Below are 26,037 nucleotides of genomic sequence, written 5' to 3'. Positions count from 1 at the left end.
GATGAAGACGTCAGACTATGAGGCTGTCAGCAGCAGAATCTCGGATATTAAGAAGCACTTCGTCAAGACAGAACGCTATTTCGAACTGGAGCAGCAATTTCAGTTGCTGCTTTCTAGGCACGTCGCCGGACACGGGAACGGAGGCGCCTTTGAAGGTCGTGGTATAGCGATTGTCGGAGCGTCCGGGTCGGGGAAGACGACCGCTGTTGAACGATTGCTGCGGCATGCGCGCGATATGTACCCTGACAACACGGAAACGGGGGAGATCATTGCTGTCAGCATGCGTGTCCCGTCTCCTGCCACCTTGAAATTTGTCGGCATGACCGCGTTGAAAGCCCTGGGGTATCCAATGGAACGGCGGGGTGAAGCTTACATGATCTGGGAGAAGGTGAAGTTTCATCTTCGCGAAAGACATGTCCGCTTTCTCCATCTCGATGAGGCGCAGGATGTGGCGGCGCGCGGCACGGAGAGAGACCGGCGCGCCGTCGTCAATACTCTGAAGTCGCTGATGCAGGACCCGGACTGGCCGGTCAATCTCATTCTGACGGGAACGAATGACCTGACGGATATTCTGAACTTTGATCCTCAGCTCGGCCGCAGGCTCAACGCAATCGAGTTCAATAGGCTCGAGCCGCAAAGAGATGTCGCCAACATTCGCAAGCTCGTCAAATCTTATGGGATGAAAGCGAACGTGTCCGTTGATGGCCATGTGCTTTCGGATGCGTTTGCGGCCCGTATCATACACGCGGCCGACTGCGAATTCGGGCTGTGTGTGGAGCTTATCATCGCGGCGATGGAGGACTTGTTTCTGAACGGTGCCAGTGTGTTGAGTGCGGATGTCTTTGCCAGCGCATACCAGAGGCGGACAGGGTGCATCCCCGGTCTGAACCCGTTTCTGGTTGAGGATTTCCAAGGCATCGATCCGCGCAAGCTTCTTGGTCGACTGGAGGCGTTCTGATGCTCGGAAAACTGCCTTTGACCGTGCCGCTGCAACCTTCAGAAACAGCAATATCCTTTGCCAGTCGGTTGGCTGCAAGAAACGGGGCTCAGAATGTCTCGGAGTTTTGCCTTGATCTAGGACTTCGCCGGTCCGCTTTGCAGACAGGCAATCAAAATCAGGTTCGACGCCTTGCGGAGTTGGGAGGCTGCGACGCAAGCCTGCTCGCTTATCATACGCCTCGGCTAATCACCGCGGGGCGATATGAATTGTACGGCAACGCGGTGCAAATTGCCCCAGGTTTTCAGAGCCATTTGCGGTACTGTCCAAAGTGCGTGCAGGTCGATTATGCCGCAGATCCGCTGTACGGTGGTTATGAGCGATCTATGTACGCCCTTCATGCTGTACGCGTTTGCCAGGAACATAGCGTCCTCTTGAGGCATTTGCCTGCGCGGGAAGATTTGCCATTTTGCAAGGAGCCCCACAGTCGATACCGCAGGCTCTTTGAGGGGACAGACATCGGGCCTTCCAACCTGGTCAAGCAAGAAGACCGCGCAATGGAACATTATCTATTGCAACGACTGAAAGGGCAAAAACAAGCTTCGTGGCTGGATCAAATGCCTCTTGGGGTGGCCACCAGCTTTTGTGAGAACTTCGGCGCGCTTTTGGCCTTTGGTTCATCGCGCAAACGCGGCGAAATGACTGACGCCGACTGGACGCACGCCGGCGCGACCGGTTTCTCTGTCTTAAGGCATGGAGAAGCAGCCTTTTTCGATGCGGTCGATCAGGCTTTTACAAAACACGGTAACCTGGAAAGCAGGCAGTATCGCGTTTGCCTGGGCCCCTTTTTCCAGTGGCTGCGCGATCGATCGCAGCGAAAGGAGTATGATTTCCTGAGAGATCTGATGCGAGAGCACATTGTCTCGAACTATCCCATCGCCTTGGAAACAAAGGTGCTTGGAGAGTATTGCGGCGAAAGTCGGCTTCACACGGTCGGAACAGCTGCATCCAGATTTGGTGTCACAAAGCAGAGCATGGGACGACGTATGGTCGAAATGGGCTATGCAGAGCCTCAAAACGACAATGGTTCATTCCGGCTTCTTCGTTATATTCCAGCTGACATCGCAAAAGCCGCAGCGGATGAAATCAAAGAATTCATCGATCTCGTCGATGCGGCATCTCAAATCGGTCTTGATAGAAATATCTTCGCCGCGCTTGTGAAATTCAAGGTTTTTAGGCCAGCAATCACGCTCGACGGCGCGCTTCCGAAATTTGATCCCCATCATGTTGATGCTGTGTGGAGGGGCTGTCTGGGGCAAAAGGTACGATGGCACGAGACCATTGGCGAGTTCGTTCGTCTGGACAGCGCGTACTTGCTCAGCGGATGTCGTGCCGAAATCTTGATTGCGCTGATTGCTCAGAAAAAAGTCGCTTCATACCACTCTGATTATGGAAGGAACGGGTTGAGGTCCATATTGGTCTCACCGTCAGAGATAAGGAACGTTTTGCGTGTTCCTGAGCATGTCGGGCTGCCGAATAGAGCTGCAGCGAACAGGCTAAAGGTCAGCCAAAACCTGCTCAACGAACTTGTCAGGAAAGAGGTGTTGCGGAGATCCCAGATCGGCTGGCCGATTGCTCAACGCAAAATAGGCGTGATCGAGCTGACTTCAATTCTGGAATTCGAAGCGGAATATATATCACTAGCGGATCTCGCCAAGGCCAACGGCAATATGCCAGGCCCGCTTTCTCAAAAGCTTGCGGCAAAAGGAGTGCTGCCGGTATTTCAATGGAAAAAGGGAACCCGGTTTTACCGGCGATCTGAGGTCGCCTGAGATAACCCAAAATGTCTGAATTTCACAGAAAGGCCCGCTTCGGCGGGCCTGTTTTTGTCCTTGCCGGTCAATCTGAGTGACAATAAAGGTCAAAAACAACGAGGTGCCATTTCACGAGGATAATAATTTCAATATGTTAGGTCGTTCAAAAAGTTCAAACCAACTGACTCGTGACATTTTGTAATGTAAAATGTCACATGGATTGACCTTTTTGTGCAGGCTTTGACCCTTTCGGTCACTTAGCTTGAACTTTTGGGCGTTTAGAGTATTGGTCTTGATCAAGCCTTTGTGACCATTTTCGATCATCGCGGATGAGCGCGTTTGCCAGTTCGACAAGCTTTCGTATGATCGCTGTGAGGGCAACTTTGGCGGGTTTTCCGGCGCTTTTCAGCGCCTCGTATTTTTCCTGCATCTGCTTGTTGAAGCGCATGGCGACGAGGGCGGGCATATAGAGGGCGTCGCGCAGGAACCCGCCCTGAATGAAGGCCTTTCCACGCCATCGCCCTGCGAAGACCGCCGAAAAGCTGCATGCATCACACTGACCGTGGCAGCCAATGTTGCTCTCACGATTACCAAAAAATCCTGCGCCAACATGGCTTCCAGGTGTCGATGAACGGTACTGGAAACTGTTACGATAACGCGGCGGTCGAGACATTCTTCAAGACGATCAAGGCCGAGCTGTTGTGGCAGCGGTCCTGATGAACGCGTCGTGATACCGAAGTCGCCATCTTCGAATACATCAACGGCTTCTACAATCCGCGCCGTCGCCACTCAGCCCTAAGCTGGAAAAGCTCCTTGGCTTTCGAGCGAAAGGTAGCTTAAGTGAGAAAATTGGAGCGGCACAAATACGCGACAGGTCCAGTTTTGATATGATAGGAGGCAAGCCAGAGCTGGCTCCGGCATTGCTGTCACAAATAGCTCTGGGACTGGTTGCCTATATCGGTGCAAACCTCAGTCTGTGGCGGATTGAGGTCAGCCCGCGGGGGCGGAAACCGAACTCGTATCTCAATTTCACCGTTTTTGAGGTGAGAAAAAATAGTAATTTCTTCGTCAACCCCGTTTTTCTCCAACGACCCCATAGAAATGAGCACCACATCGTTGGTTGACATCCTCGTAAGGGAGCCAAGTTGTTCGTTTTCCTAAAAGACAAAACATCAGACGTAACGCGCAGTATAGATCAACAACTTCGATCTTTCGAACTGCATAACGTTTTCAATCCCAGCATAGTGGAGAAGGGTGACAGGCGTTTCGTCGCATTCCGGGCGGCTCTGAACGCGGATGACCGGCCCTTCAGATTCTTTCTATGTGTCAGTGATGCCGCCGGAAACCTTATGGAAGGCCCTGCAGATTTGGGGGCAGATTTTGCAAGCCTGAACCTTCCTGCCGTGAGCGACCCAAAGCTCTTCACACTCGGAGATGAGGTATGGGCGGCCATCAATACCGGGCATTTCGAGACCCCAAACCGGATCTTCGTTAAGAGGATTTATCCTCACGCTTCCAGACCGATCGAATGTAGGTTCGATCGTCGTGGCGCCATCGAAAAGAACTGGGGGTTTTTCCTTCTGAATGACGAGCTTTTCTGTCTTTATATGCTCAATCCCCTGACGATTTTGCGTTGTGTCGACCGCCATGCAGAGCATTGGGAATTCGTTGCCCATCCTGATTGGGCGCCTCTGCATAACCGCAAGCTCCCATCGCTGACGATTGGCCCGCAGCCGATTGTGACGGATTCAGCATCCGGCCCGATTATGCATGTTATCGCACACCAAAGATTTGTGTTGCTACGCAAGCGGACCTATCTCGGCCGTGCCCTTGGGATCACCTTGAGCGGAACGCCTCAGATCACCTCTGTCGGGCCGCTTCTCGCCCATTCTCCGGTTTCAATGTTGGGCTCGCGCATTCGGCATAATCGTAACCTGATCAGCTGCACCTATTTCTCGGGGCTCCGGATTTCGGAGGGCCGGGCTTTGCTCAGCTATGGTATCAACGATACGGACTTTAATCTGGCTGAGACCTCATATGAGGATATTGGCTTCAAGAAGACAACATAGAACTCCCGAGAGGCCATATGTCGATACGCTCGTTCTATTGGGAAGCTACGATTATCGATCCAATCAGATTTTTCATAAAACGGAAGGTTCTCAACCGTGGATGGGGGAGTTTTCGTTACGGCAATGCTGGAGATATCTTCGCGCGGAATCTGCTTGAATATTTCTATCCCGGGGAACAGATCATCGTCTGTAATAGGGAAGACAGCCCGAAACTCATAACTGTGGGTTCTGTAGCGCAATGCAGTGCCAGTGGCGATATTCTGTGCGGTAGCGGCTGTAAGTCGCCGGCCCTTCCTTCGGTTGAGGGAAAGCAGCCCTGGGCGCACAGTTTGCGTGGCCCGTTGTCTCTGGAGGCTTGCCGCAAAGCAGGCTTCGACGTTTCCGATGTCGCCTACCTCGCCGATCCCGGCCTCCTGATCAGCAAGTTCGTCGAACCGATAAAACCGGTTCCGAACCGGGTCATCTTTATCCCGCATTATCGGGAACGCCGCGCCGTCCTGCCCGATATTCCGGCAGGTATCAAATTTGTCGATATAGATGCCCGCCCGTCTGACGTTGCGCGGGAAATCATGAAGGCCGAGCTGGTTTACACTTCGTCCCTGCATGGCATCATCTTTTCTCATGCACTTGGCCGTCCATGTGTACAGGTACGCCCGCAGACGGAAGAGCCGAGTTTCAAGTACCAAGATTACTTTTTGTCTATGAATCTAGAAATGCCCGTGCCGGCCGATAATATCCAGCAGGCTTGGGGTGCGGCTAAGCCAGTTTCGCCAATAACATTACCAATTACGCCCGACGAGATAACCTTCCCATCGATCGAACACTTGACAGAATCTGGTATCCGAATCTGAGTACTCGATTTAAAAGTCATTGAGCGATAGAAAACAAGCCAGACAGAAAGCCTTATAGCTTGCCTCGAAACATACACGAAGGGTATGTGCGCAACGCTCTGATCCGATTTCTATTTGGCCTTCTCTGGCAATCTTTGACAGCGCCTCCAACTGAGAACGGCAATGCCGTTTGTCGGATGACTGCCGCAGTCAGTCATATCGGTCGCGGGCAAGCCCGGAGTGTATGCGTTCCTGTTGGAGCCGGCAAGGCATGCCTGGCCTAACTGTTTCACGGATCTTTGCAGGTGAAGGCGAGGACGCACGTGCCCAGCACAAAGGATGCTCAGGTTCTGTTTAGCCGCCCTCCGAACGATGCCTGTTCGAATTTTAGGGCGGCCTTTGTGCGTCGCCGTGTCTGTCATCGCTCAGTTCCGTCACGGCTCTTTCCCTTGTATTGATTGGTTAGACCAAAAGAAAAATTACTGAATTTCTCGAAGCATCAAGATCGCGTTCATTCTCCCGAAATAGCTAACATTTTGGCCGTTTTGGACCGTTTATGCGGCAGTATCTGTCTTGACAAAATCGCCGCAATTATATCTGGTCTGTCCAAAGTGGAGGTGATGCTGCGGTTGCCGGCCGGTTTGTGCGGTCGGCTGCGTGGCGGTCTGGGCATAGCGGAGGATACGTCAAATGCTGCGATTTGCTGTCGTGGGGATCGATCACGGGCATATTTTCGATCAGGTCAAGGGATTGCTTGCCGCCGGTGGAGAGTTTGTCGGCTATTGTGACAAGACTTCCGTTCCGGCTCTTGTCGATGGTTTCAGGGAGACATATCCGGACATTCCGGTGATCGACCGGGATGCGATTTTCGCTGATCCCGATATCGACGTCATCTGCATCGCCGCCATCCCCGCCGACCGTGCGGGGCTTGCGATCCGCGCGATGGAAGCGGGCAAGGATGTGATGGTCGACAAGCCCGGCGTGACCACGCCGGAGCAGCTTGCCGCCGTCAAGGCCACGGTCGAAAGCACCGGGCGGATTTTCTCGATCTGCTTTTCCGAACGTCTGTGCGTGCGTTCTGCCGTCAAGGCCGGCAAGCTGGTCCGTGAGGGGGCCATCGGCACGGTGGTGCAGACGCTCGGCATGGGGCCGCACCGCAAACAGTTCGACAAGCGCCCGGACTGGTTCTTCAAGCCCGAGCGCTTCGGCGGCATCATCGTCGATATCGCCTCTCACCAGATCGATCAGTTCCTGTTTTTCACCGGCTCTGCGACGGGTGAAGTCACCGCATCGAGCATCGGCAATTTCGGTACCAAACAGCACGCGGCGTTTCAGGATTTCGGTGAAGTGCTGCTGCGCAGCGATCATGCTTCCGGCTATATCCGTGTCGACTGGTTCACGCCCGAAGGCTTGCCGACATGGGGCGACGGGCGGCTGACCATACTGGGAACCGATGGCTATATCGAGCTGCGCAAGTATATCGATATCGCCGGGCGTCCGGGCAAGGACCACCTGTTTCTCGTCAATCAGGCGGGTGTCGAATATATCGATTGCTCGGCAGAGCCGATTGAATATTTCGGACAATTTATTGCCGATGTGCGCGATCGCACCCAAACCGCGATGAGCCAGGATCATGTCTTCGAGGTTTGCCGGCTGTCGCTCGCAGCGCAGGCGAAGGCCGAGAACATTTCCCCGCGCCGGGCAGGGTAGGGGGCGATCATGACCAGGAAGTTTCGTGTCGCCGTCATTGGCGCCGGCATCGCCGAGCGGCACCTGACAGGGTTCAGATGGAATGCAGAGCTTTTCGATGTGCCCGTGCTGTGCTCACTGGATGAGGACCGCGGGCGCAAGCTGTGCGATGAATTCGGCATATCGGAATACACGCAGGATGTGGATACGCTGTTTGCGCGCGACGATATCGACATAATCGATATCTGCACCCCGCCGCACAGCCATTTCGATCTGAGCCGACGCGCGCTTGAGGCCGGCAAGCATGTGATCTGCGAAAAGCCGCTGTTCGGCTCGGTCGCCGATATCGATGCGATCAGCGATGTTGCCAGGGCAACGGGCAGGACCATCATGCCGATCTTTCAGTATCGCTACGGCGCGGGGCTGCAGAAACTGAAGCGCCTTGTCGAACTTGGTCTGACGGGCCGTGCCTTCCTGACCACGATCGAGACGCATTGGTGGCGGCCGCCTGAATATTTTGCCGTCGAATGGCGCGGCAAGTGGAAGACCGAGCTTGGCGGCGGTTTGCTGGGGCATGCCATTCACGCGCATGACATGCTGAACTACATTCATGGCCCCTGCGACGAGGTCTTTGCCTATGGCGCCACGCTCAACAATCCGATCGAGACCGAGGATACGATGGCGCTGGCGGTGCGGATGAAGAATGGTTCGCTGGCTGCCTTGTCCATGACACTCAATTCGCATGAGGAGATTTCCCGCCTGCGCTTCTGCTTCGAGAAGGTGACGGTGGAAAGCATTCTCGATCCGTATACCGTGGCCCGTGATCCCTGGCGGTTTACTGCCGTGGATGAGGCTCACCAGAGGCTGGTGGAGGCGGCGCTTGCCGAAATGCCGAAGACCGAGGATGGCTATACCCGCCAGTTCGAACTGTTTTATCATGCGCTCGTCGAAGGCGGCGAACCGCCCGTCACGCTTGACGATGCCCGCAATTCTCTGGAACTGGTAACGGCGGCCTACCATTCCGATCGCACCGGCCGCGCCACGCCGATGCCGATTACGGCAGACCACCCGCTCTATGGCTCGTGGCTGCCACAACAGGGATAGCGAACGCCGTGCAGGAAAACCGAAAGGACGGGGAGGAACGGGCTGGCGATGGCCGCAAGGTGCGCCTGCTGGCCGCCAAACGGCTCTATCAGGTCGTTGCCCGGCGGATCGCCCGGATGATCGAGGAAAACCAGGCGACGCCCGACTGGCACCTGCCGTCTGAACGGGAACTTGCCGAGCAGCTTGAAGTCAGCCGCACGGTTGTGCGCGAGGCGGTCATCGCGCTTGAAATGCGCGGCATTGTCGAGGTGCGCGGTCGGGCGGGCATCATCGTGCTGCCGGCGCATGTCAACGCGCTCTCCTTCGATGCGCTCAACACCGATATCGGTCCCGGTCCTTTCGAGCTGCTGGAGGCGCGGCTTGCCCTGGAAACGAGTGCCGCAGCATTCGCGGCCGAGCGCGCCACGCGCTACGACATCATGGAGCTGGAAGACTGTATCGAACGCATGCAGCTCGAAACCGACGAAGTGGCCGTTAACGAGAAGGGGGATCGGGAGTTTCATCTCTCCATCGCCAACATGACCGGCAACGCCATTATCCTGTCGATGGTGCAGGCGTTGTGGGACCAGCGGGATTCCTCGCGCATGTGGCAGCGGGTTCACCGCTATATTCACGCACCGCGCCTGCGGGCCCTGTGGATCGGCGATCACTACGCCATCGTTGCAGCGCTGAAAATGCGAAACAGCGAAGCGGCGCGCGACGCCATGGCGCGCCATATCAACAACGTCAAGGATGAGCTTTTGAAGGCCGATGAACTCGGGCAGTTCTCATCCGGCGAAACGGACGAATGAGGAGGTTCTGAAATCCATGTTGAAGGGCTTCGAACATGTCGGCATGACCGTCAGCAATATCGACAAGAGCCTGAATTTCTATCTCGATCTGCTGGGCCTGAAACTGGTCGTGCGCCGGTCGGGCGACGAGCGGTCCGATGGGGAACCGGTCGACCGGCGGCCGGCCGGCCACCAGCTCTGTTTCCTCGATGCGGGCAATGCCATGCTGGAGATCATGGGCCCGGCCACAGGCGCGCTTCAGGCGGAAGACGTTGCCGCCGGCCGCGCCGGCCTGCGCCACCTGACCTTCTGCTTCGATGATGTCGAAACACTTTACCGCAGGCTGGAAGCGGCGGGTGTGGAAATGGTCGAGGCTCCGCGTCAGGCCTATAACCGGGATATCATCAGCAAGGTGGCGTTCTGCCGTGATCCCGATGGCATTCTGATCGAGCTGGTGGAGCGCTGAAGCATTTCTGCATCGGCAAAGTGCGAAACGGCCGGTCTGTTTCTGGATCGGGTGCCAGACTGCCGGCGGGGCGAGAGACACGGGAATTCGTGTTGCAGTCGACCGTCCCACAGGTGCCATGCTCGGACCTGATCTGAGCATCCATTTCGATCAAGGTATTGAGTTTGAATGATTTTTCGAAGCCATGCGCCATGCCGCCTGGATCCTCGGGTAAAGCCTGAGGATGACGCGGAGCCGGGGAAGGCGGGCCAATAATCTGACAGCCGGTCTATCTCTGGACCGGCTGTTTTTTTCTGCGTGCCCTCAGAGCATGCCCGCCGCGCGCGGCAGCCACAGGGTCAGGCCGGGAATGAAAGTCAGCGCCAGAAGCATGGTGATCAGGATGGCCATGAAGAACCATGTTTCCCGGATCATTTCCGACAGCGGTATCCCGTTCAGCGCCTTGATGATGAACAGCAATATGCCGTAGGGCGGGGTGATCAGACCGATCATCATGTTGAAGACGAGGACCACGCCGAGATGGTTGAGGTCGATGCCCAGTGCTGCCGCCGTCGGAATGAACAGCGGTGTTACCACCAGCATGATCGTCGAGACATCGAGGATGCAGCCCAGCAGCAGGTACAGGATGTTGAGCAGGATCAGGAACTGCCAGGTTTCAAGCTGGAAGCTCTCGAACAGGTGGAAGACGGCCTGGGGAACGCGCTCGACGGTGATCACATAATTGAAGATGAAGGCGCCGCACAGCACCATGGTGACCACGGCCGTGGTCTTCATGCTGGAAACGACCACGTTCCAGAAGGATTTCAGGCCGAGCACCCGGTAGGCGAAGACAGCCAGCAGCAGGGCGTAGAGCGCTGAAACGGCAGCCGCTTCGGTGGGCGTGAAAATACCCGAATAGATGCCGCCGAGCAGGATGATCGGCATCAGCAATGCGGGAAAGGCGCGGATGATGATCAGCGGCAGGGCGCGGAAGGGCACGGCCTGTTCGATCGGAAAGCCGCGCACCTTGGCCATGATGCCGACGGCAATCGCCATGACGGTGCACATCAGGATCGCCGGCACGACGCCGCCGAGGAACAGCACGCCGACAGATGTCGATGAGATCAGCGCATAAAACACCATCGGGATCGACGGCGGGAAGATCGGTCCGACAACGGCGGAGGCGGCGGTCAGCGCACCGGCGAAACCGCGCGGATAACGGTTTTCCTTCATCATCATTTCGGTGATGATCTTGCCCACGCCCGCAGCATCGGAAATCGCCGAGCCGCTCATGCCGGAAAAAATCAGGCTGGTGAAGATGTTGACCTGCGCCAGGCCGCCGGGAAGCCGGCCGACCACGGCGAGCGCAAAGTCCAACAGTCTGTCGGATATCTTGCCCTCGTTCATCACATTGGCGGCGAAGATGAACAGCGGCACGGCGAGCGCGACGAAATTGCCGAAAACGCCGTTCAGCACGTTTTCGGCGGCAAGCCCCACATCGCGGCCGGCCAGGAACAGATAGAAGATGCTGGCGACGATCATCGAGATGCCGAAGGGTAGCCCGGTGATGGTGATCGTCACCATGATGACCAGCATGACGATCAGCGCATGCTCGGAAAGAAATGCCATGTCAAAAGTCCCCCGTCAGATCTCTTCGGTCCATTTGGGCCCGAAAAGACGCACGAGCCGCCAGATCGCCTGGACGGTGAAGCCGAACAGGAAGAGCAGGTAGCAGCCATAGACCCAGTTCATCGGAATGCGCAGAACCGAGCTCTTCTTGCGTGTCAGAAAGTCGAGATAGTCCCAGGTATACGGGATCAGCAGGGCAAAGGCGGCAATCAGCATCACCATGGAAAACATGGTGAAAAGCCGGCGCGTACGCTCCGGAACGATGTCATAGACGACATCGAAGGAGACATGCTCGCGGATCGGCACGCAGAAGGCGGCTGCCCAGAAAACCGCCCAGACAAAGGCGATCATGGTGAATTCCTCGGTCCACAACAGCGGCCGGTTCATCACGTAGCGGTAGAAGATCTGGATGATGAAGCCGACGAAGGCCGACAGAAAGAACAGGGCGCCGATCGTATCCGCGACCGCCTTTAGAAAAATGCCCCACTTGCGCAGGGCATTGGCATTGTCTCGGGCCGGCATGGCGGATCACTCGGCGAGCTGGTTGATTTTTTCGACCCAGCCCTCGGGCCAGTCCGCCGCGCGCGGCGAATTCATGTAGGCCTCCTGAACATGGGCGCGGAATGCATCGACATCCGGCGTGGTGACGGCCAGACCCTGCTCCTCGAAGAAGGCGACAAGATCCTGCTCGACCTTCACGCGTTCGGCATTGTTCCAGTCGCAGGCAGCCTTGGCGGCCTTGGTGACGGCGTCTTTCTGCGCGTCGTCCAGCTCTTCCCAGAAGATGTTGGAGACGGAGAAGTTGATGGCGTCGACGAGGTGCGAGGTCAGCGTGATCTGGTCTGTGACTTCGTAGAACTTGGCGGCCTCGACGGTCGGCAGCGGGTTGTCCTGGGCATCGATCGTGCCGGTCTGCAGGCCAAGATAGACCTCGCCAAAGGGCAGCGGCGTCGGATTGGCGCCAAGCGCCTGACCGAGGAACAGCCATGCATCCGAACTCGGCATGCGCAGCTTGACGCCAGCCAGATCATCCGGGGTCTGGATGTCCATCTCGTTGCGCAGGTTCAACTGGCGGGTGCCGAGATAGCAGGCGTCGAGCAGCTGGATGTCCATCTCGTCGGAGACGGTCTGCTTGAATTCTTCGCCAATATCGCTGTCGAGGAAGGCGCGATAGTGTTCCGGGCTCTGGAACAGGTAGCCGGCGGTCAGAAGACCGTATTGCGGCAGGGCGTCGGCGATCAGCTGATAGGACACATAGGTCATTTCGGCATTGCCGCGCTGCAGGGCGTCAAGGTCGGCCCCCTGGCCGAACAGCGAGCCCGAATCATAGATCTGTACGTCGAATGCGCCGGGCATTTCCTTTTCGATTTCTTCGGCAAAAACGTGCAGCGCCTTGGTGTGCAGGTCGGTCGGCACGCTCGGCACGGTCATTTTGAACTCGATCGGGTCCTGGGCCAGAGCGGGCGTTGCGATGAACACCGAGCACAGAAGCGCCTTGGCGATAAGTGACTTCTTCAAAATCATTCCTCCCTAAACGTCAGGTCAGCCGGGCCCCTCATTTAGCAAAATGTCCCGGCGGGCAAAATAGACTTTACGGGTTTCGATCACTGATGTAAATACTGATTGTATCAGTTATAGGATAAAACATCCGATCAATACGCGGGAAAGGAACATCATGCTGGCGGAAAGTGATCTGAGAGGTGTTGTCGGGGCGTGCGTGACACCGGTGACGGCTGCCGGTGAAATCGATGTTCAGCGCCTCAAGTCGCATATGGAATTCGTGCTGGCGGAGGGCTGTTCCTTCGTTTCGGAATTCGGCACGACGGGTGAGGGCGCTTCACTCTCGACCCGCCAGAAAGCCGCGGCCTTGAGGGCGCTTGCCGGGACCGGCATGGACATGAAGCGCCATATCCCGGGCGTGGTCGCTTCCGCGCTGGACGAGGCCGCCGACATGCTGACCGCGATCACCCAGGTCGGCGCGCGTGCGGCTCTGGTGATTCCGCCCTATTATTATGCGCCGTCGTCGCGCACGGCTGTCGCCGATTTCTACGAGGCGATGATCGAGCGCGCCGGGTCGCCGGATATCGAGATCGTTCTTTATAACTTCCCGCATTTTTCCGGCGTCACGTTCGATGTGCCGCAGGTGGAGGTGATGCTGGAACGGTTCGGAAAGCGAATCATCGGCATCAAGGATTCCACCGGCAATCTTGCCGACGGGTTGAAGCTGATCGAAGCCTTCCCGCAACTGTCGATCTTTACCGGCGACGACCGGATATTGCCCGATATGGTGGCCGCCGGCGGCGCTGGTATGATCGGCGGTATGACAAATCCTTATCCCGCTGATACAGTTCAGCTTTATACCGGACCAGTCACGGATGCGTTGAGGGCCCGGGCCAAGGCACGGATCGAGGCTGTTGACGGCTATGGCGGTACGGTGGTTTTGAAGGCGCTGGTTGCCGAAATGCACAATGACGACGCTTTCAGGCGCACGCTGCCGCCGCTTTCTCCGGCGAGCGATGCCGATATGGAGAAGGTGCATGCGGCAATCGGGCATGAGCCGGTCTCCGGCTGAACGGGTTGACGGCAGGGGCAGCGCCATGGTGCTGTCCGGGCCGAAAGAGGGAGAGATGAACCGTGGCAAAACAAGGTGCAGCCGAAGCTGGCGGCGCGGGCGTGAAGGATGCGGCCTACGACCTCTTTCAGGAGGCGCTGATGAACGGGCAGTTGCGGCCCGGCCAGATGGTCTCCCAGCGCGCGCTTGTCGAAATGCTGAACCTGTCGATCGGCGCGCTCAGGGAGCTTTTGCCGCGCCTTCAGGCCGAAGGGCTGGTCAGCGTGCTGCCGCAGCGTGGCATTCTGATCCCCGCGATCGATCTTTCGATGATCCGCAACACCTTTCAGATGCGCGCCGCCCTTGAGCGCGAGGCGGTGATCCATGCCGTGAAGGACATGTCCGACACGGTTCTGGAAAGCCAGCGCAAGCTGCATGCCGAGATGATCGAAGCAGTGAAAAAGGCGCCGACGCCGGAACTGCTGGCGCGCGGGCAGGAGATCGATACCGGCTTCCACAACCTTCTGATTTCCGCCACTGACAACGAGCTTCTGCGCAACGCCTACAACATCAACGCCATACGCATGCGGCTGATCAAGCTTGACCGGATCCGGCTCAATGAAACCGTGCTGCCGGAAGCCTTCGGCGACCATCTGGCGGTGATCGATGCCATTCAGAAGCGGGACCGGGCGGCGGCCGTCGAGGCGATGGATGCGCATGTGCGCAATGCGCGCAATCGCGCCCTCGAACTTTGAAATCCTGAACAAGACAACGGGAACCGGACGATGCTGAAACCCTTGCGCCTGCGCGTTGCCGCCCTGAACGAGGCGGCCGGGCTGAACGGCGAAATGCCGCGGTTTTCATGGGGCCTGGGCGGAGACGCGCGGGAGCAGCGGGCCTTTCGCGTTGTCGCCGGGACCGACCCGCGTGGTGTTGCCGAGGGAAAGGGCGATCTCTGGGACAGCGGCAGGCGCGAAGGATGCTGGCCGGGTGTTGCCTGGGACGGTCCGCCGCCGGCCTCCGACCTGTCGGTCTGGTGGTCGGTACAGCTTTGGGACGAGACGGGGGAGACGACGGGTTTCGCGCCGCCTGTGCGGTTTTTCACCGGGCTTCGGGCGGAAGACTGGCAGGCCGAATGGATCGCGCGTTATTTCGTGCTGCCGGCCGGCCGCGACGTGCCGCAGGGCAATCGCTACGACAACCGTTTTCAGGCGCGTCCGGCTGATTATCTGCGCCGGAGTGTGAGGCTTGGCGAGAAACCGGTGCGCGCATTTGCCTATGTGACGGCACTCGGTCTTTATGAATTCTCGATCAACGGCGCGCGTGTCGGCGATCATGTGATGGCGCCGGGCTGGACCGATTATCACACCCGCGTCGAATACCAGACATTCGATGTGACCGGGATGTTCGCAGGCGGTGAGAACGTCATTGGCGCGATCCTCGGAGAGGGTTGGTATTCGGGCCGGATCGGCCACAATCAGCGTCGCGCGGGCAATCATTACGGCGGCCGCCCGGCCTTCAAGTGCCAGATCCATCTCGAATATGCCGACGGCCGTATCGAGCGGATTGTCAGCGACGGCAACTGGCAGACGGCGCAGGGGCCGATCCTTTACAGCGATTTTCTGGCGGGAGAGGCCTATGACGCGCGGCTGGAAATCGAAGGCTGGGACAGGCCGGGCTTTGATACGTCAACATGGCAACCGGTCGAAGCCTTCATTCCCGAGCCGGGCGCGCCGGTGCTCGATGCCCAGCGCGTGCAACCCGCTCGTGAAGTGGCCCGGTTTGCCGGGCGTTTCCTGCATGAAAAAGACGGCATGCGGATCTACGATTTTTCGCAGAACCTTGCCGGCTTTGCCGAACTGAAGGTGAAGGCCCCGGCGGGAACCGTCTTCCGGCTGCGCTTTGCCGAACGCCTGCAGGATGACGGCGCGCTTTATCTCGACAATATGCGCTATGCGGTCAACGAAGACATCTACATCGCCAAAGGCGTAGGCGAGGAAGTGTTCAAGCCGCGCTTCACCTTCCGGGGCTTTCAGTATGCGGGCCTTTCCGTCGAGGGTGAGACGGACGGCGAGCCGGACCTCACGGCAATCGCGATCCAGACCGATACGCCCGTGCGCGGCAAAATCGAGACCGGCCATCCGCTGGTCAATCAGCTGCTTTCGAACATCCTCTGGGGCCAGCGCGGCAATTTCCTCTCCGTGCCGTCCGACTGCCCGCAGCGCGACGAGCGCTATGGCTGGTCGGCGGATGCGCAGGTGTTCTGGCGCACGGCCGGCTACAACATGGATGTCGAGGCCTTCCTCTCGAAGTGGATGGAAGACCTGATCGACGGCCAGTCGGACGAAGGGGCGTTTCCCGATGTCGCGCCGACCAAACCGCTCAATCCCTATCGCCTGACGCCGCAGCCCGGTGCGCCGGGATGGGGCGATGCGCCCGTCATCATGGCCTGGCATCATTTCATGCGCTATGGCGACCGCGCCCTGCTCGTCAGGGTCTATGACCGGCTCGTGGCGTGGATGGACTATATCGAGGCGGCCAATCCGGATGGCCTGCGCGTCAACCGCAATAACAACAACTACGGCGACTGGCTGAATGTCGGCCCGAAAACTGATCCCTTTCTGGTCGCAAGCGCCTATTGGGTGCATCTGGCCGACCTGATGGAAAAGATCGCCGGCGCCACCGGGCGTGACCGCCAGCGCTGGCAGGCGCTGGGCCGGAAACTTCGAAAAGCCTTTGTCGCGGCCTATTGGAACGACGGAAAGCTCACCTCCGATACCCAGACGGCCTATCTGCTGGCGCTCGATTTCGCGATCCTGCCGGAAGCGATGCGCAAACAGGCCGCCGCGCGTCTGGAAGCGCTTTTCGAGGCGGCGGACTGGCATTTGCAGACCGGTTTTCTGGGCGTGCGGCATGTCTGCCCGGTGGTGGCCGACCACATCGGTCCGGCGCGCGCGATCGATCTGCTGCTGAAGGACACCTATCCCTCATGGGGCTTTTCGATCCGCCATGGCGCAACCACGATCTGGGAGCGCTGGGATGGCTGGACGCCGGAGGGCGGCTTCCAGAGCCCGAACATGAACTCGTTCAACCATTATGCCTATGGCGCGGTGGGCGAGTGGATATGGTCGCGCCTTGCCGGCATCGACTGGAACGAGGCCGAACCCGGCTATCGCGCGGTTCTGGCGCGCCCCGTCTTCGACCGCCGCATTGGCCATGTTGCTGCCCGTTATGAAGCGCGGACAGGCGTGATCGAGAGCAACTGGCGCGTGAATGGCGACGAAGGCGAATGGCAGCTGGTGCTGCCGCCCTCGGTGAGCGCCGATGTCGAACTGCCCGAAGGCGTGCGCGATGTCGTGGTCGATGGCGCGCTGCTTGACGGCAGGCGAACCCGGCTTGCGCCCGGAACGCATCGCGTTCGCTTCACGCTTTCTGCCTAACCGTCCCTCAGCCGAGGATCAGCGGCACGAAGGCGATCAGCAGATAGACGGCGAGCAGTACGGCGAGATAGGGAATGACGGCCCGGATGATCCGCTCGATCGGCAGGTTTGCGGTCGTGGAGGCCACGAACAGGTTCACCGCCACCGGCGGCGTCACCATGCCGATTGCCAGCCCGACGACGATGATGATGCCGAAATGAACCGTGCCGAGACCCATCTGTGCGGCCAGTGGCAGCAGCATGGGCGTGAGTATAATCAGCGCGGATGCCGTTTCCAGGAAGGTGCCGGTCAGAAGGATCAGCAGCATCACGATCAGCAGCAGAAGATAGACATTGCCCGAGAGCGACAGCGCAAAATCGGCAATGGCGCCCGGGACCTGCCAGTTCGAAAGCGTCCAGCTCAGCACCGACGAGGCCGCAATCACGAACATGATGACGGCGGTGGTCACGCCGGCCTTCACGACGATGCGATAGAGATCGCGCAGCGACAGATCGCGATAGATGAACAGCGAAACGATGACGGCGTAATTGACGGCGACCGCCGCGGCCTCGCTGGGCGTGAAGATGCCGGAAAAAATGCCGCCGAGAATGATGACCGGCGCCATCAGGCCCCAGCTTGCCGATTTCAGCGTTTTCAGGATCGTGCGGATGTTCAGCTCGGTTCCGCGCGGATAGGCGCGGCGGTGGCCCTGCACAAGCGCGATGCCGATCAGCCCGAGCCCCATGGCGACGCCGGGAATGATGCCATTCAGAAACAGTTTCGCCACCGATTCCTGTGCGATCACCGCATAAAGGATCATCGGCACGGACGGCGGTATCACCACGCCGATTGTGCCCGAGGCGGCAATCAGCGAGGCAGCGGAAGCCGGATCGTAGCCCTTGCGCTTCAGCTCGGGCACCAGGCTGGCGCCAACGGCTGCGGTTGTCGCCGCGCCGGAGCCGGAAATCGCGGCAAAGAACATCCCTGCCAGAACCGAGACCACCGACAGCCCGCCCTTGACGAAGCCGAAAATCGCATCGGCGAAGGCGACCAGCCGGCGGGAGATTTCGCCATGCGCCATGATGTCGCCGGCGAGCACGAACATCGGCACGGCCACCAGCGCAAACGAATTGATGCCGGCAAACATCTGTTGCGGCACCACCATCAGCGGCACATTGGCGGCATTGAGCGCCATCGAGGTGGCCGCGCCGATGACGATGGCGACGGGAATGCCCATCAGCAGGAACAGAACGAAAAGGGCAACCAGCAGCAGCGTCATTCCGCAAGCTCTCCGGGGGCGTCGCGCAGTTCCTTGCCGGCAAGAATGCGCACCACGTCGATGACGGCCAGAACCGCCATCAGCACGGCGGAAACCGGCATCACCGCATAGACCCAGAACATCGACAGGCGCAGCGACGGCGAGCGCTGAAAGCTCTGCACGTTCATGTATCGGGTTCCGATGATGGCCAGCATGACGAGAAAGGCGAGGATCACCAGCGTGCCGGCGAGCGCGACGATGCGGCGCGGCAGCGGCGGCAGGCGGTCGCGCAGGATGCTGACGGCGATATGACGGCCTTGCTGGAAGGCGAGCGTTGCGCCGAGAAAGGTGGTCCAGATCAGAAGAAAGCGGGCGACCTCCTCCGTCCAGGGGACGGAGGTGAAGGCCACCCGCGATACGATCTGAAGCGTGATCACCAGGCTGAGGCCCGCCATGCCGGCGAAGACCACCGGCTTCAGCAGTGCGCCAAGCGCACGGTCAATCCACGCCAGCACCCGCAGCATGTCAGTTCAGCTGTTCGCGGATGCGCGGCAGGTAATCGCCGAACTGGCTGCCGTATTTTTCGTAGACCGGCTCGACGGCTGCCGAGAAGGCCGAAAGGTCGGCGTTGTCGATGATTTCCATGCCGGAATCGCGCAGCGCCTGAAGCTGTTCGTCTTCCTGCGCTGCATTCAGGTCCCGCTCATACTGGGCGGCATCGCGGGCGGACTGGAGAATGATCTCCTGCGCTTCTTCCGACAGGCCGTTCCAGATCGGCATGCCCATGACGAACAGCGCCGGCGCGTAGCTGTGGCGGGTCATGGTCATGTTGGTCTGGGTTTCGTTGAGCTTGAAGGAATAGACCACGTTGACCGGGTTTTCCTGACCGTCGATCGTGCCCTGCTGCATGGCGGTCAGCGCTTCGGTCCAGGCCATGGGCACCGCATCGGCGCCGAGCGCGCGGAAGGTGTCGATATAGACCGGGTTTTCCATGACGCGGATCTTCAGCCCGTCCATGTCTTCCGGGGTGTTGACCGCATGTTCGGAGTTGGTCAGGTTGCGGAAACCGCGCTCGGCATAGGCGAGGCCCTTCAGGTTGACTTCCGAGAGGCGGTCCAGAAGTTCCTGGCCGATCTCGCCGTCGAGAACCTCATAGGCGGCGTCGCGCGAGGGAAACAGGAACGGCAGTTCGAAAACCGCGATATCTTCGACAAAATTCGAGACCGGGCCATTGGTGATCACGCCCATATCGACCGTGCCGATCTGCATGCCTTCCAGAAGGGTGCGCTCGTCGCCAAGCGTCGCATTCGGGAAAATCTCGACCGAAATCGCGCCGTCGGAGCGCTCGGAGACAAGTTCCTGGAACTTGGTGGCGGCGGCGTGGAAGCCGTCCTGCTCGTTCACGACATGGGCAAGGCGCAGGTTGACCGGGTCCATATCGGCCCAGGCCGGCATTGCCCCGGCAGACAGGATTGTGGCAGCGATGGCCGCTGCGGGCAGTATCTTTTTCATCGAGGTCCTCCCGGAAATATGTTTTTCGACGCGGGCGCGCCGGTATTGTTCTCACCAGCCGATTCCGGCGGGCTTTTGGTCGGTCAGAAAAACCTTACAGGACCGTCATTTGTCAATAGCTGATGGCCGACGGGCCCCGTTTTGCGGTGTTTTCGGCGGTGATACAGGGCGCATATTGACCGGTGATGGCGTTTTGAGCCGCCGGTACGCGCTGTCGCCTGCCTGCGTTTCGCTGGCGGGTTTGTCCGTCGACCAAAGTCCCTGCCATAAAGGTGATCAGGCCTTTCCGGCGCTGCATCCGTATTAGGGGCAGACGAAATGGTCCTTGCAATCATCGAAGTGCTGTGTTGTAAATTTCATAAGCGGAACGCTGTTTTGAAAAAAACGGTATGCAGGTTTACAAACTGTGTCCGGTTGAAACGGGTTCTGTCGGCCGGCGTCTGCGGGGAGGAACGAAGCAGACAGGTCGACTGGCGATACGGGTGATACCGTGACGTGACCGAAAGGGAGGAAATTCGGAAAACAGGAACCGGCCCTGACGGGCTGCGCTGGACTGTCGGATCAGGTTGCGGTGGCGCGATCTCGCCGGACGCTGCTCGATGCGTGGTTTCTGCTGTTTTTCCCAATGGCGCCGACCTTGTTCCGCGCCTGCACACATATGCGACGTATCCGGTTGAGGAGCCGGGTTACACATCGAAAAGCCATGAAAAGGAGGAGTTTATGGCCGTTTCACGTAGGAAATTCCTGACCACCACGGGCGGGCTGGCGCTGGCTGCGGGCCTGCCGATGCCGGCGCTTGCGCAGGATCGCAGCATCCGCCATTTCTGGTGGGGCAATCCCGAGCGCGACAGGCGCACCTTCGAGGTCATCGAGGTTTTTGAAAAGAACCATCCGGGCATATCCGTCTCGGGCGAGACCATCGGCTGGGGCGATTACTGGACCAAGATGGCGACCCAGACCGCCGGCCGCAACATGGCCGATCTGGTGCAGATGGACTATCGTTTCCTGTTTGAATATGTGCGCCGTGGCGCGCTGCAGGAGCTTGACCCCTTCATTGGCAATGGTCTCGATCTGTCGAATTTCGACGAGGGCCCGCTGCAGGGCGGCATGGTCGACGGCAAGCTCTATGCGCTCAATATCGGTTCCAACAGCCAAGTGTTCGTCTACAACGAGACGATCTTCGAAGAGGCCGGCGTCGATGTCGATGTGATCGACTGGACGTGGGAGCAGTTCGCCGACGTCTGCAAGACCATCACCGAGGCCACCGACGGCAAGGTCAAGGGCTCCGACGACTGCTCGGTGGTGCTGGAAGTGTGCGAGGTCTGGATCCGCCAGAACGGCAGTTCCTTCTTCGGCCCGGATGGCGATGTGACGGTGTCCCCGGATATCATCGCCGATTACTGGCAGTTCTGGCGCGACCTCAGGGACGCCGGTGTGCTGCGGTCCGCCGATAAATCGCTCGATGCCAACCTGCCGATGTCGGATGTCGGCATTGTTGCCGGCGACACCGCGATTTCGAACTTCTGGTCGAACCAGATCGTCGGCGTTCAGGCGCTGATGCAGGATCCCGTCGGTGCCGCCATGGTGCCGCACAGGCAAGGCGGCGACCCCGGCCAGTTCATCAAGCCGTCAATGTTCATGAGCCTGACGCGCGACAGCGAGGATACCGAAGCCGCGATCATGTACATGAACGACTGGATCAACAATCCGGAAGAGACGAAGATCCTCGGTCTGGAACGCGGCATTCCCGCCAATCCGGATGTGCGCGCGGCGCTGGCGCCCGATTTCACGCCGGCCGAAAAGGTCTCCGTGGATTACTTCAACGCCATCCAGGACAAGGTCGGCCCGCTGCCGCCGCCGGAACCCAAGGGGGCGGGCGAAGTGCGTGACGCCTTCATTCGCGCCGGCACGAATGTGGTGCTCGGCGATATCGAGCCGCAGCAGGCAGCCGAACGCTTCGTCGACGATGCACAGGCGATCATCGATCGCGCGCGCTGACAGGTCTTGCCTCCGGTCCCCGTCCGGTGCGGGGACCGCCTTTCCTTTTGAAAGAGTGGTTCGATGAAGAATACGAAAGCGCGCAACGCTTCCGGATATATGTTCCTGTCCCCCTGGCTGATCGGCTTTTTCCTGCTCGCCATCGGCCCGATCCTGGTGTCGCTCTATCTGTCATTCACACGCTATGACATGGTCGGCGATCCGCGCTGGACGGGGCTGGACAATTATATCTACATGTTCACCCGCGACCGGCGCTTCTGGAAAACACTGGAAGTCACCTTCCACTATGTCATCTTTGCCGTGCCGCTGAGGCTGATCATGGCGCTGAGCGTCGCCATGCTGCTGGACAAGGGCCTCAGGACAATCGGGCTTTACCGCGCGATCTTCTATCTGCCCTCGCTGCTCGGCGCCTCGATCGCGATCGCGATCCTGTGGCGGCAGCTGTTTTCAATCGATGGCGTGGTCAATCAGGTGCTGGCCGTCTTCGGCATTCAGGGCGTGGGCTGGATTACCAATCCATCGACCTCGATCTATACGCTGATCGTGCTGGCGATCTGGCAGTTCGGCGCGCCGATGCTGATCTTTCTCGCCGGTCTTCGCGGCATACCGCGCGATCTCTACGAGGCGGCGGATATCGACGGGACCTCCCGCTTTCGCAAATTCTACGCGATCACCCTGCCGATGCTGGCGCCGGTGGTGTTCTTCAATCTGGTGCTGCAGATCATCGAGGCGTTCAAGATATTCTCGCCGGCCTTCATCATTTCCAATGGCACGGGCGGCCCGGCAGACAGCCTGCTGGTCTACACGGTTTACCTTTTCAACGAGGCCTTCAAGTTCTTCCGCATGGGCTATGCCTCGGCACTGGCCTGGGTGCTGCTGGTGATTATCGGCCTGTTCACGGCGCTTGCCTTCGCGACCTCGAAATATTGGGTGCATTATGAAAATGAACGCGACTGAGGCCGCGCTGGCCGAGACGGAACTGGAGGCCGAGCGCGATGAGGCCGCACGGGTCGCGCATGAATACCGGCTGGCGAAGAACAGGCGGGAGCGGCGGGCGCGGCTGTTCAAGCACATCTTCCTGATCGTGTTTTCCTTCATCATGCTCTATCCGCTGCTGTGGCTGCTGGCGTCCTCGCTGAAGCCGGAAAACGAGATTTTCGGCAGTCTGGGCCTGTGGCCTTCAAGCTTCCAGTGGAGCAATTACACTGAAGGCTGGGAAGCGCTGCCGGTTTCCTTCACGGTCTTCTACCGGAACTCGACCATCGTCACGGTCTTGTGCGTGATCGGCAATCTGTTTTCCTGTTCGTTTGCGGCCTATGCCTTCGCGCGGCTGGAATTTACCGGAAAACGGCTGTTTTTCGGGCTGATGATGATGACGCTGATGATCCCCTATCACGTCGTCCTGATCCCGCAATATGTGATGTTTCTGAAGCTTGGCTGGGTGGATACCTATCTGCCGCTGATCGTGCCGCGCTTTCTCGCCTCCGACGGGTTCTTCATTTTCCTGATGGTACAGTTCTTCCGCCAGATCCCGCGGGAGCTTGACGAGGCGGCCCAGATCGACGGCTGTTCGAGCTTCAAGATCTACTGGGCGGTGATCCTGCCGCTGTCACTGCCGGCGCTGGCGACCTCGGCCATCTTTTCTATGATCTGGGTCTGGGAGGATTTTCTGGCGCCGTTGATCTACCTGAACGACATCAAGAACTACACCGTGCCGCTGGCGCTCAGGCTGTTCATCGACACGGAGGGCGAATCCGCCTTCGGGCAGATGTTCGCCATGTCGGTGCTCTCGCTGGTGCCGGTGGTGATCTTCTTCGTCGCCTTCCAGAAACTTATCGTTCGCGGCATCGCGACATCGGGCATGAAATAAGCAGGAGCTGAAAGATGGCTGAACTCAAACTCAGAAAAGTCGGCAAATCCTACGGTTCGCTGTCGGTGATGCACGACCTCAATCTGGAAATCCACGATGGCGAGTTTCTCGTGCTCGTCGGTCCGTCCGGCTGCGGAAAATCGACACTCTTGCGCATGATTGCCGGTCTGGAAGAAATCACTGACGGGACCATCGCCATAAACGGCAAAGTGGTGAACGATCTGCCGGCCTCCAAACGCGAGCTTTCCATGGTGTTCCAGTCCTATGCGCTCTATCCGCATATGACAGTTCGGAAAAACCTCGCCTTCGGCCTGCAGAACCTCAAAATGAGCCGGAACGAAATCGACCGGCGGGTGGATGAAGCAGCGCGCATTCTGCAGATCGAGCCGCTGCTGGCCCGCAAACCCCGCCAGCTTTCCGGCGGCCAGAAACAGCGTGTCGCCATCGGCCGTTCGATCGTGCGCGAGCCGCAGCTTTTCCTGTTCGATGAACCGTTGTCGAACCTCGATGCCGAACTGCGCGTGCAGATGCGAGTGGAGCTGGCAAGCCTCTATGAACGCCTGAAGACCACGATGATCTATGTGACCCACGATCAGGTGGAGGCGATGACGCTGGCCACCCGCATCGTCGTGCTGCGCGCCGGGCAGATCGAACAGATCGGGACGCCGGAGGAGCTTTATACCCGGCCCGCAAACCTTTTCGTCGCCGGCTTTATCGGCTCGCCGAAGATCAACATGTTCGAGGCGACGGTCACCGGATCGGGGGCGGGGCGCAAGCTTGATCTCGGTGACTTCGGAACCCATCCGCTGCCGCCGGGCCTGCCTGAAAGCCATGAACGCCTGACGGTCTGTGTGCGTCCGGAGGCCATCAAGCCGGATGCCGGCTCGATCCAGACAGAGGGACGGGTCCGGCTGGTCGAGTATCTCGGCAGCGAGACCATCGTTCATGTGGACCTTCCTTCCGGCAAACCACTGATTTTCCAGACCCATCAGATGGAAAAGCACAGGGTCGGGGAAACCGTGCGTATTGGTTTCGAACCGGCTGACCAGCACCTTTTCGATGCCGAAGGGCAGCGTGTCGAACTGGGGGAAGCAGTCCCGGCGTGACCGTCGCGATCGAGCAGTACGGTCGAGGGGCGTGATTGGTGGGGACTGAGGACGTGGTAGGCGGTGACTGAGCGTTAGGCTCGTTGTCTCTTTAGGGCGGGGGCCGGTTGTCGGCTGATGCGGGCAGGTGGAGCATTTGAATGAAAAACGACAAACCGAAAACGGAGAATGTGGCTGCCGTCCTCAAGGTCTTTGCGGTTCTGGAAACGCTGGCGGAAAACCGCAGCGCGGCGCTCGCCGAGATCGCGCAGAGCGCCATGACATCGAAAAGCACCACACACCGGCTCCTGCACACAATGATGGAGCTTGGCTATGTGGCGCAGGATGAGAAAAGCGAGCGCTATGAGCTGACGCCGCGCCTGTTCAGCCTCGCCGCGCAGACGATGAAGAGCCAGGCGGATGTTCTGCGTGTTGCCGACAAGGCCATGGGACGGCTGTCGCGCGCCACCGGCGAATCGATCAATCTCGGCATTTTCGACGGGCGCGAACAGCGCGTGGTCTATATTCATCAATATGATTCAAGCTACAGCCTGTCGATGAATTCGACGCTGGGGACGCGTAATCCGCTGCACTCCACCGCGCTGGGCAAGGCGCTTCTGGCCTTTCGCGATGACGAGGAAATCGAGGGGCGGCTTGCCGTTATGGACATGGAGGTCTCCGCACCCAATACCGTGACCGACAAGGCGGTTTTGCGCCAGCAGCTCCAGGCGGTGCGGGAGAATGGTTACGCAGAGGAAATCGAGGAAAGCGAGGCCGGTGTGCGCTGCATCGCCGCGCCGGTGCTCAACCATGTCGGAAAGTCGATTGCGGCGATCAGCATCGCCTTTCCGCTGTTTCGGTTCGACGAGGCCCGCAAGGAAGATTATGTCGCGCTTCTGAAATCGGCAACGCGCAATGTCTCGCAGGCGCTCGGTTATGCCGATTAGGGAGAGTGCCGGAAATATGCGCTGAGACAGTACATCGCTGTCGCCTGTTCGCGGCCCGGGTCGCCGTGTCTTCAGGCGGCGGCTCAGATTATTGACAACCCCCGCAAGCA

General features: G+C 58.9%; 23 protein-coding genes and 1 pseudogene. 17 read left to right on the top strand and 7 right to left on the bottom strand.

What is annotated here, in order from left to right:
• Position 1 precedes the first annotated feature (1 nt).
• Entirely contained in the window at positions 2-958 is a 957-nt protein-coding gene (locus ACHZCU_RS02940; RefSeq protein ID WP_319517577.1) for a TniB family NTP-binding protein, read from the top strand.
• The gene (locus tag ACHZCU_RS02935; RefSeq protein ID WP_319517576.1) at positions 958-2,769 is read left to right on the top strand and encodes a TniQ family protein; all 1,812 of its coding nucleotides are present in this window, start codon (positions 958-960) and stop codon (positions 2,767-2,769) included. Before ACHZCU_RS02940 ends, ACHZCU_RS02935 begins: the two co-directional genes overlap by 1 nt.
• A gap of 235 nt (positions 2,770-3,004) precedes the next feature.
• On the opposite strand, the gene ACHZCU_RS02930 is transcribed toward ACHZCU_RS02935, so the two are convergent.
• The gene (locus ACHZCU_RS02930; protein WP_394706006.1) at positions 3,005-3,217 is read right to left on the bottom strand and encodes a hypothetical protein; all 213 of its coding nucleotides are present in this window, start codon (positions 3,215-3,217) and stop codon (positions 3,005-3,007) included.
• Between the two features lie 47 nt (positions 3,218-3,264).
• Between ACHZCU_RS02930 and ACHZCU_RS02925 the strand changes: the two are divergent.
• The 7 genes and pseudogenes from ACHZCU_RS02925 to ACHZCU_RS02895 form a co-directional block, all read left to right on the top strand.
• Positions 3,265-3,591 (top strand): annotated as a pseudogene (locus ACHZCU_RS02925) (integrase core domain-containing protein); the annotation flags it as partial.
• A 305-nt stretch (positions 3,592-3,896) separates the two neighbouring features.
• The gene (locus ACHZCU_RS02920; RefSeq protein WP_394706005.1) at positions 3,897-4,820 is read left to right on the top strand and encodes a hypothetical protein; all 924 of its coding nucleotides are present in this window, start codon (positions 3,897-3,899) and stop codon (positions 4,818-4,820) included.
• Positions 4,821-4,837: 17 nt separating this feature from the next.
• Complete coding sequence (locus tag ACHZCU_RS02915; protein WP_319517574.1) at positions 4,838-5,671, top strand: polysaccharide pyruvyl transferase family protein; 834 nt, start codon at positions 4,838-4,840, stop codon at positions 5,669-5,671.
• A 669-nt stretch (positions 5,672-6,340) separates the two neighbouring features.
• On the top strand, positions 6,341-7,360 hold the full coding sequence (locus ACHZCU_RS02910; protein WP_319517573.1) for a Gfo/Idh/MocA family oxidoreductase: 1,020 nt from the start codon (positions 6,341-6,343) through the stop codon (positions 7,358-7,360).
• Positions 7,361-7,369: 9 nt separating this feature from the next.
• Complete coding sequence (locus ACHZCU_RS02905) at positions 7,370-8,443, top strand: Gfo/Idh/MocA family oxidoreductase (RefSeq protein ID WP_319517572.1); 1,074 nt, start codon at positions 7,370-7,372, stop codon at positions 8,441-8,443.
• 8 nt (positions 8,444-8,451) lie between these two features.
• Entirely contained in the window at positions 8,452-9,234 is a 783-nt protein-coding gene (locus tag ACHZCU_RS02900; RefSeq protein WP_106311946.1) for a FadR/GntR family transcriptional regulator, read from the top strand.
• A 16-nt stretch (positions 9,235-9,250) separates the two neighbouring features.
• Positions 9,251-9,679 (top strand): VOC family protein, encoded by a 429-nt coding sequence (locus ACHZCU_RS02895; RefSeq protein ID WP_319517571.1) that lies wholly within the window; start codon positions 9,251-9,253, stop codon positions 9,677-9,679.
• Between the two features lie 303 nt (positions 9,680-9,982).
• Here ACHZCU_RS02895 and ACHZCU_RS02890 read toward each other — a convergent pair whose 3' ends face one another.
• Genes ACHZCU_RS02890 through ACHZCU_RS02880 form a run of 3 tightly spaced genes read right to left on the bottom strand, consistent with a single transcriptional unit; the run spans position 9,983 to position 12,805 of the window.
• Positions 9,983-11,287 (bottom strand): TRAP transporter large permease, encoded by a 1,305-nt coding sequence (locus ACHZCU_RS02890; RefSeq protein ID WP_319517570.1) that lies wholly within the window; start codon positions 11,285-11,287, stop codon positions 9,983-9,985.
• A gap of 15 nt (positions 11,288-11,302) precedes the next feature.
• A complete protein-coding gene (locus ACHZCU_RS02885) occupies positions 11,303-11,809 on the bottom strand; it encodes a TRAP transporter small permease (protein WP_106311937.1) in 507 nt (168 codons plus the stop codon).
• Between the two features lie 6 nt (positions 11,810-11,815).
• The gene (locus ACHZCU_RS02880) at positions 11,816-12,805 is read right to left on the bottom strand and encodes a sialic acid TRAP transporter substrate-binding protein SiaP (protein WP_319517569.1); all 990 of its coding nucleotides are present in this window, start codon (positions 12,803-12,805) and stop codon (positions 11,816-11,818) included.
• Between the two features lie 157 nt (positions 12,806-12,962).
• On the opposite strand from ACHZCU_RS02880, the gene ACHZCU_RS02875 reads away from it, so the two are divergent.
• The 3 genes from ACHZCU_RS02875 to ACHZCU_RS02865 all read left to right on the top strand — a co-directional run bounded on the left by ACHZCU_RS02875 (position 12,963) and on the right by ACHZCU_RS02865 (position 17,278).
• Positions 12,963-13,859 (top strand): dihydrodipicolinate synthase family protein, encoded by an 897-nt coding sequence (locus ACHZCU_RS02875; RefSeq protein WP_319517568.1) that lies wholly within the window; start codon positions 12,963-12,965, stop codon positions 13,857-13,859.
• Positions 13,860-13,921: 62 nt separating this feature from the next.
• Positions 13,922-14,593, top strand: coding sequence for a GntR family transcriptional regulator (locus tag ACHZCU_RS02870; protein ID WP_319517567.1), 672 nt, complete (start codon positions 13,922-13,924; stop codon positions 14,591-14,593).
• Between the two features lie 30 nt (positions 14,594-14,623).
• A complete protein-coding gene (locus ACHZCU_RS02865) occupies positions 14,624-17,278 on the top strand; it encodes a family 78 glycoside hydrolase catalytic domain (protein ID WP_319517566.1) in 2,655 nt (884 codons plus the stop codon).
• Between the two features lie 7 nt (positions 17,279-17,285).
• On the opposite strand, the gene ACHZCU_RS02860 is transcribed toward ACHZCU_RS02865, so the two are convergent.
• Genes ACHZCU_RS02860 through ACHZCU_RS02850 form a run of 3 tightly spaced genes read right to left on the bottom strand, consistent with a single transcriptional unit; the run spans position 17,286 to position 20,027 of the window.
• The gene (locus tag ACHZCU_RS02860) at positions 17,286-18,536 is read right to left on the bottom strand and encodes a TRAP transporter large permease (protein WP_319517565.1); all 1,251 of its coding nucleotides are present in this window, start codon (positions 18,534-18,536) and stop codon (positions 17,286-17,288) included.
• Positions 18,533-19,039, bottom strand: coding sequence for a TRAP transporter small permease (locus ACHZCU_RS02855; protein WP_319517564.1), 507 nt, complete (start codon positions 19,037-19,039; stop codon positions 18,533-18,535). Before ACHZCU_RS02855 ends, ACHZCU_RS02860 begins: the two co-directional genes overlap by 4 nt.
• 1 nt (position 19,040) lies before the next feature.
• Positions 19,041-20,027: a TRAP transporter substrate-binding protein gene (locus tag ACHZCU_RS02850; RefSeq protein ID WP_319517563.1), complete on the bottom strand. Its 987-nt coding sequence runs from the start codon at positions 20,025-20,027 to the stop codon at positions 19,041-19,043.
• A gap of 720 nt (positions 20,028-20,747) precedes the next feature.
• On the opposite strand from ACHZCU_RS02850, the gene ACHZCU_RS02845 reads away from it, so the two are divergent.
• From ACHZCU_RS02845 to kdgR, 5 genes are all read left to right on the top strand, one after another.
• Positions 20,748-22,025 carry an ABC transporter substrate-binding protein gene (locus ACHZCU_RS02845; RefSeq protein WP_319517562.1) on the top strand — a complete coding sequence of 426 codons (1,278 nt, stop codon included), beginning with the start codon at positions 20,748-20,750 and terminating at the stop codon, positions 22,023-22,025.
• Between the two features lie 63 nt (positions 22,026-22,088).
• Entirely contained in the window at positions 22,089-22,982 is an 894-nt protein-coding gene (locus ACHZCU_RS02840; RefSeq protein ID WP_106311913.1) for a carbohydrate ABC transporter permease, read from the top strand.
• A gap of 142 nt (positions 22,983-23,124) precedes the next feature.
• Entirely contained in the window at positions 23,125-23,895 is a 771-nt protein-coding gene (locus tag ACHZCU_RS02835) for a carbohydrate ABC transporter permease (protein ID WP_319519731.1), read from the top strand.
• Positions 23,896-23,909: 14 nt separating this feature from the next.
• The gene (locus ACHZCU_RS02830; protein ID WP_319517561.1) at positions 23,910-25,001 is read left to right on the top strand and encodes a sn-glycerol-3-phosphate ABC transporter ATP-binding protein UgpC; all 1,092 of its coding nucleotides are present in this window, start codon (positions 23,910-23,912) and stop codon (positions 24,999-25,001) included.
• A gap of 140 nt (positions 25,002-25,141) precedes the next feature.
• Positions 25,142-25,927, top strand: coding sequence for a DNA-binding transcriptional regulator KdgR (gene kdgR, locus ACHZCU_RS02825; protein WP_319517560.1), 786 nt, complete (start codon positions 25,142-25,144; stop codon positions 25,925-25,927).
• Positions 25,928-26,037: the final 110 nt, after the last annotated feature.

This window comes from uncultured Martelella sp., from assembly GCF_963677965.2.
Lineage (GTDB): Bacteria > Pseudomonadota > Alphaproteobacteria > Rhizobiales > Rhizobiaceae > Martelella > Martelella mangrovi.
The sequence above is the reverse complement of the archived record's forward strand: the minus strand, read 5'-3'. Positions and strand labels throughout refer to the sequence as shown.

Excerpts from the sequence above, each read along its gene's own strand:
- ACHZCU_RS02935 (WP_319517576.1), top strand. The coding sequence starts at position 958 with ATGCTCGGAAAACTGCCTTTGACCGTGCCGCTGCAACCTTCAGAAACA.
- ACHZCU_RS02840 (WP_106311913.1), top strand. The coding sequence starts at position 22,089 with ATGAAGAATACGAAAGCGCGCAACGCTTCCGGATATATGTTCCTGTCC.
- ACHZCU_RS02830 (WP_319517561.1), top strand. The coding sequence starts at position 23,910 with ATGGCTGAACTCAAACTCAGAAAAGTCGGCAAATCCTACGGTTCGCTG.
- ACHZCU_RS02930 (WP_394706006.1), bottom strand. The coding sequence starts at position 3,217 with ATGCCCGCCCTCGTCGCCATGCGCTTCAACAAGCAGATGCAGGAAAAA.
- ACHZCU_RS02850 (WP_319517563.1), bottom strand. The coding sequence starts at position 20,027 with ATGAAAAAGATACTGCCCGCAGCGGCCATCGCTGCCACAATCCTGTCT.
- ACHZCU_RS02940 (WP_319517577.1), top strand. The coding sequence starts at position 2 with ATGAAGACGTCAGACTATGAGGCTGTCAGCAGCAGAATCTCGGATATT.
- ACHZCU_RS02875 (WP_319517568.1), top strand. The coding sequence starts at position 12,963 with ATGCTGGCGGAAAGTGATCTGAGAGGTGTTGTCGGGGCGTGCGTGACA.
- ACHZCU_RS02885 (WP_106311937.1), bottom strand. The coding sequence starts at position 11,809 with ATGCCGGCCCGAGACAATGCCAATGCCCTGCGCAAGTGGGGCATTTTT.
- ACHZCU_RS02890 (WP_319517570.1), bottom strand. The coding sequence starts at position 11,287 with ATGGCATTTCTTTCCGAGCATGCGCTGATCGTCATGCTGGTCATCATG.
- kdgR (WP_319517560.1), top strand. The coding sequence starts at position 25,142 with ATGAAAAACGACAAACCGAAAACGGAGAATGTGGCTGCCGTCCTCAAG.
- ACHZCU_RS02910 (WP_319517573.1), top strand. The coding sequence starts at position 6,341 with ATGCTGCGATTTGCTGTCGTGGGGATCGATCACGGGCATATTTTCGAT.
- ACHZCU_RS02895 (WP_319517571.1), top strand. The coding sequence starts at position 9,251 with ATGTTGAAGGGCTTCGAACATGTCGGCATGACCGTCAGCAATATCGAC.
- ACHZCU_RS02835 (WP_319519731.1), top strand. The coding sequence starts at position 23,125 with ATGCTCTATCCGCTGCTGTGGCTGCTGGCGTCCTCGCTGAAGCCGGAA.
- ACHZCU_RS02915 (WP_319517574.1), top strand. The coding sequence starts at position 4,838 with ATGTCGATACGCTCGTTCTATTGGGAAGCTACGATTATCGATCCAATC.
- ACHZCU_RS02905 (WP_319517572.1), top strand. The coding sequence starts at position 7,370 with ATGACCAGGAAGTTTCGTGTCGCCGTCATTGGCGCCGGCATCGCCGAG.
- ACHZCU_RS02865 (WP_319517566.1), top strand. The coding sequence starts at position 14,624 with ATGCTGAAACCCTTGCGCCTGCGCGTTGCCGCCCTGAACGAGGCGGCC.
- ACHZCU_RS02855 (WP_319517564.1), bottom strand. The coding sequence starts at position 19,039 with ATGCTGCGGGTGCTGGCGTGGATTGACCGTGCGCTTGGCGCACTGCTG.
- ACHZCU_RS02860 (WP_319517565.1), bottom strand. The coding sequence starts at position 18,536 with ATGACGCTGCTGCTGGTTGCCCTTTTCGTTCTGTTCCTGCTGATGGGC.
- ACHZCU_RS02845 (WP_319517562.1), top strand. The coding sequence starts at position 20,748 with ATGGCCGTTTCACGTAGGAAATTCCTGACCACCACGGGCGGGCTGGCG.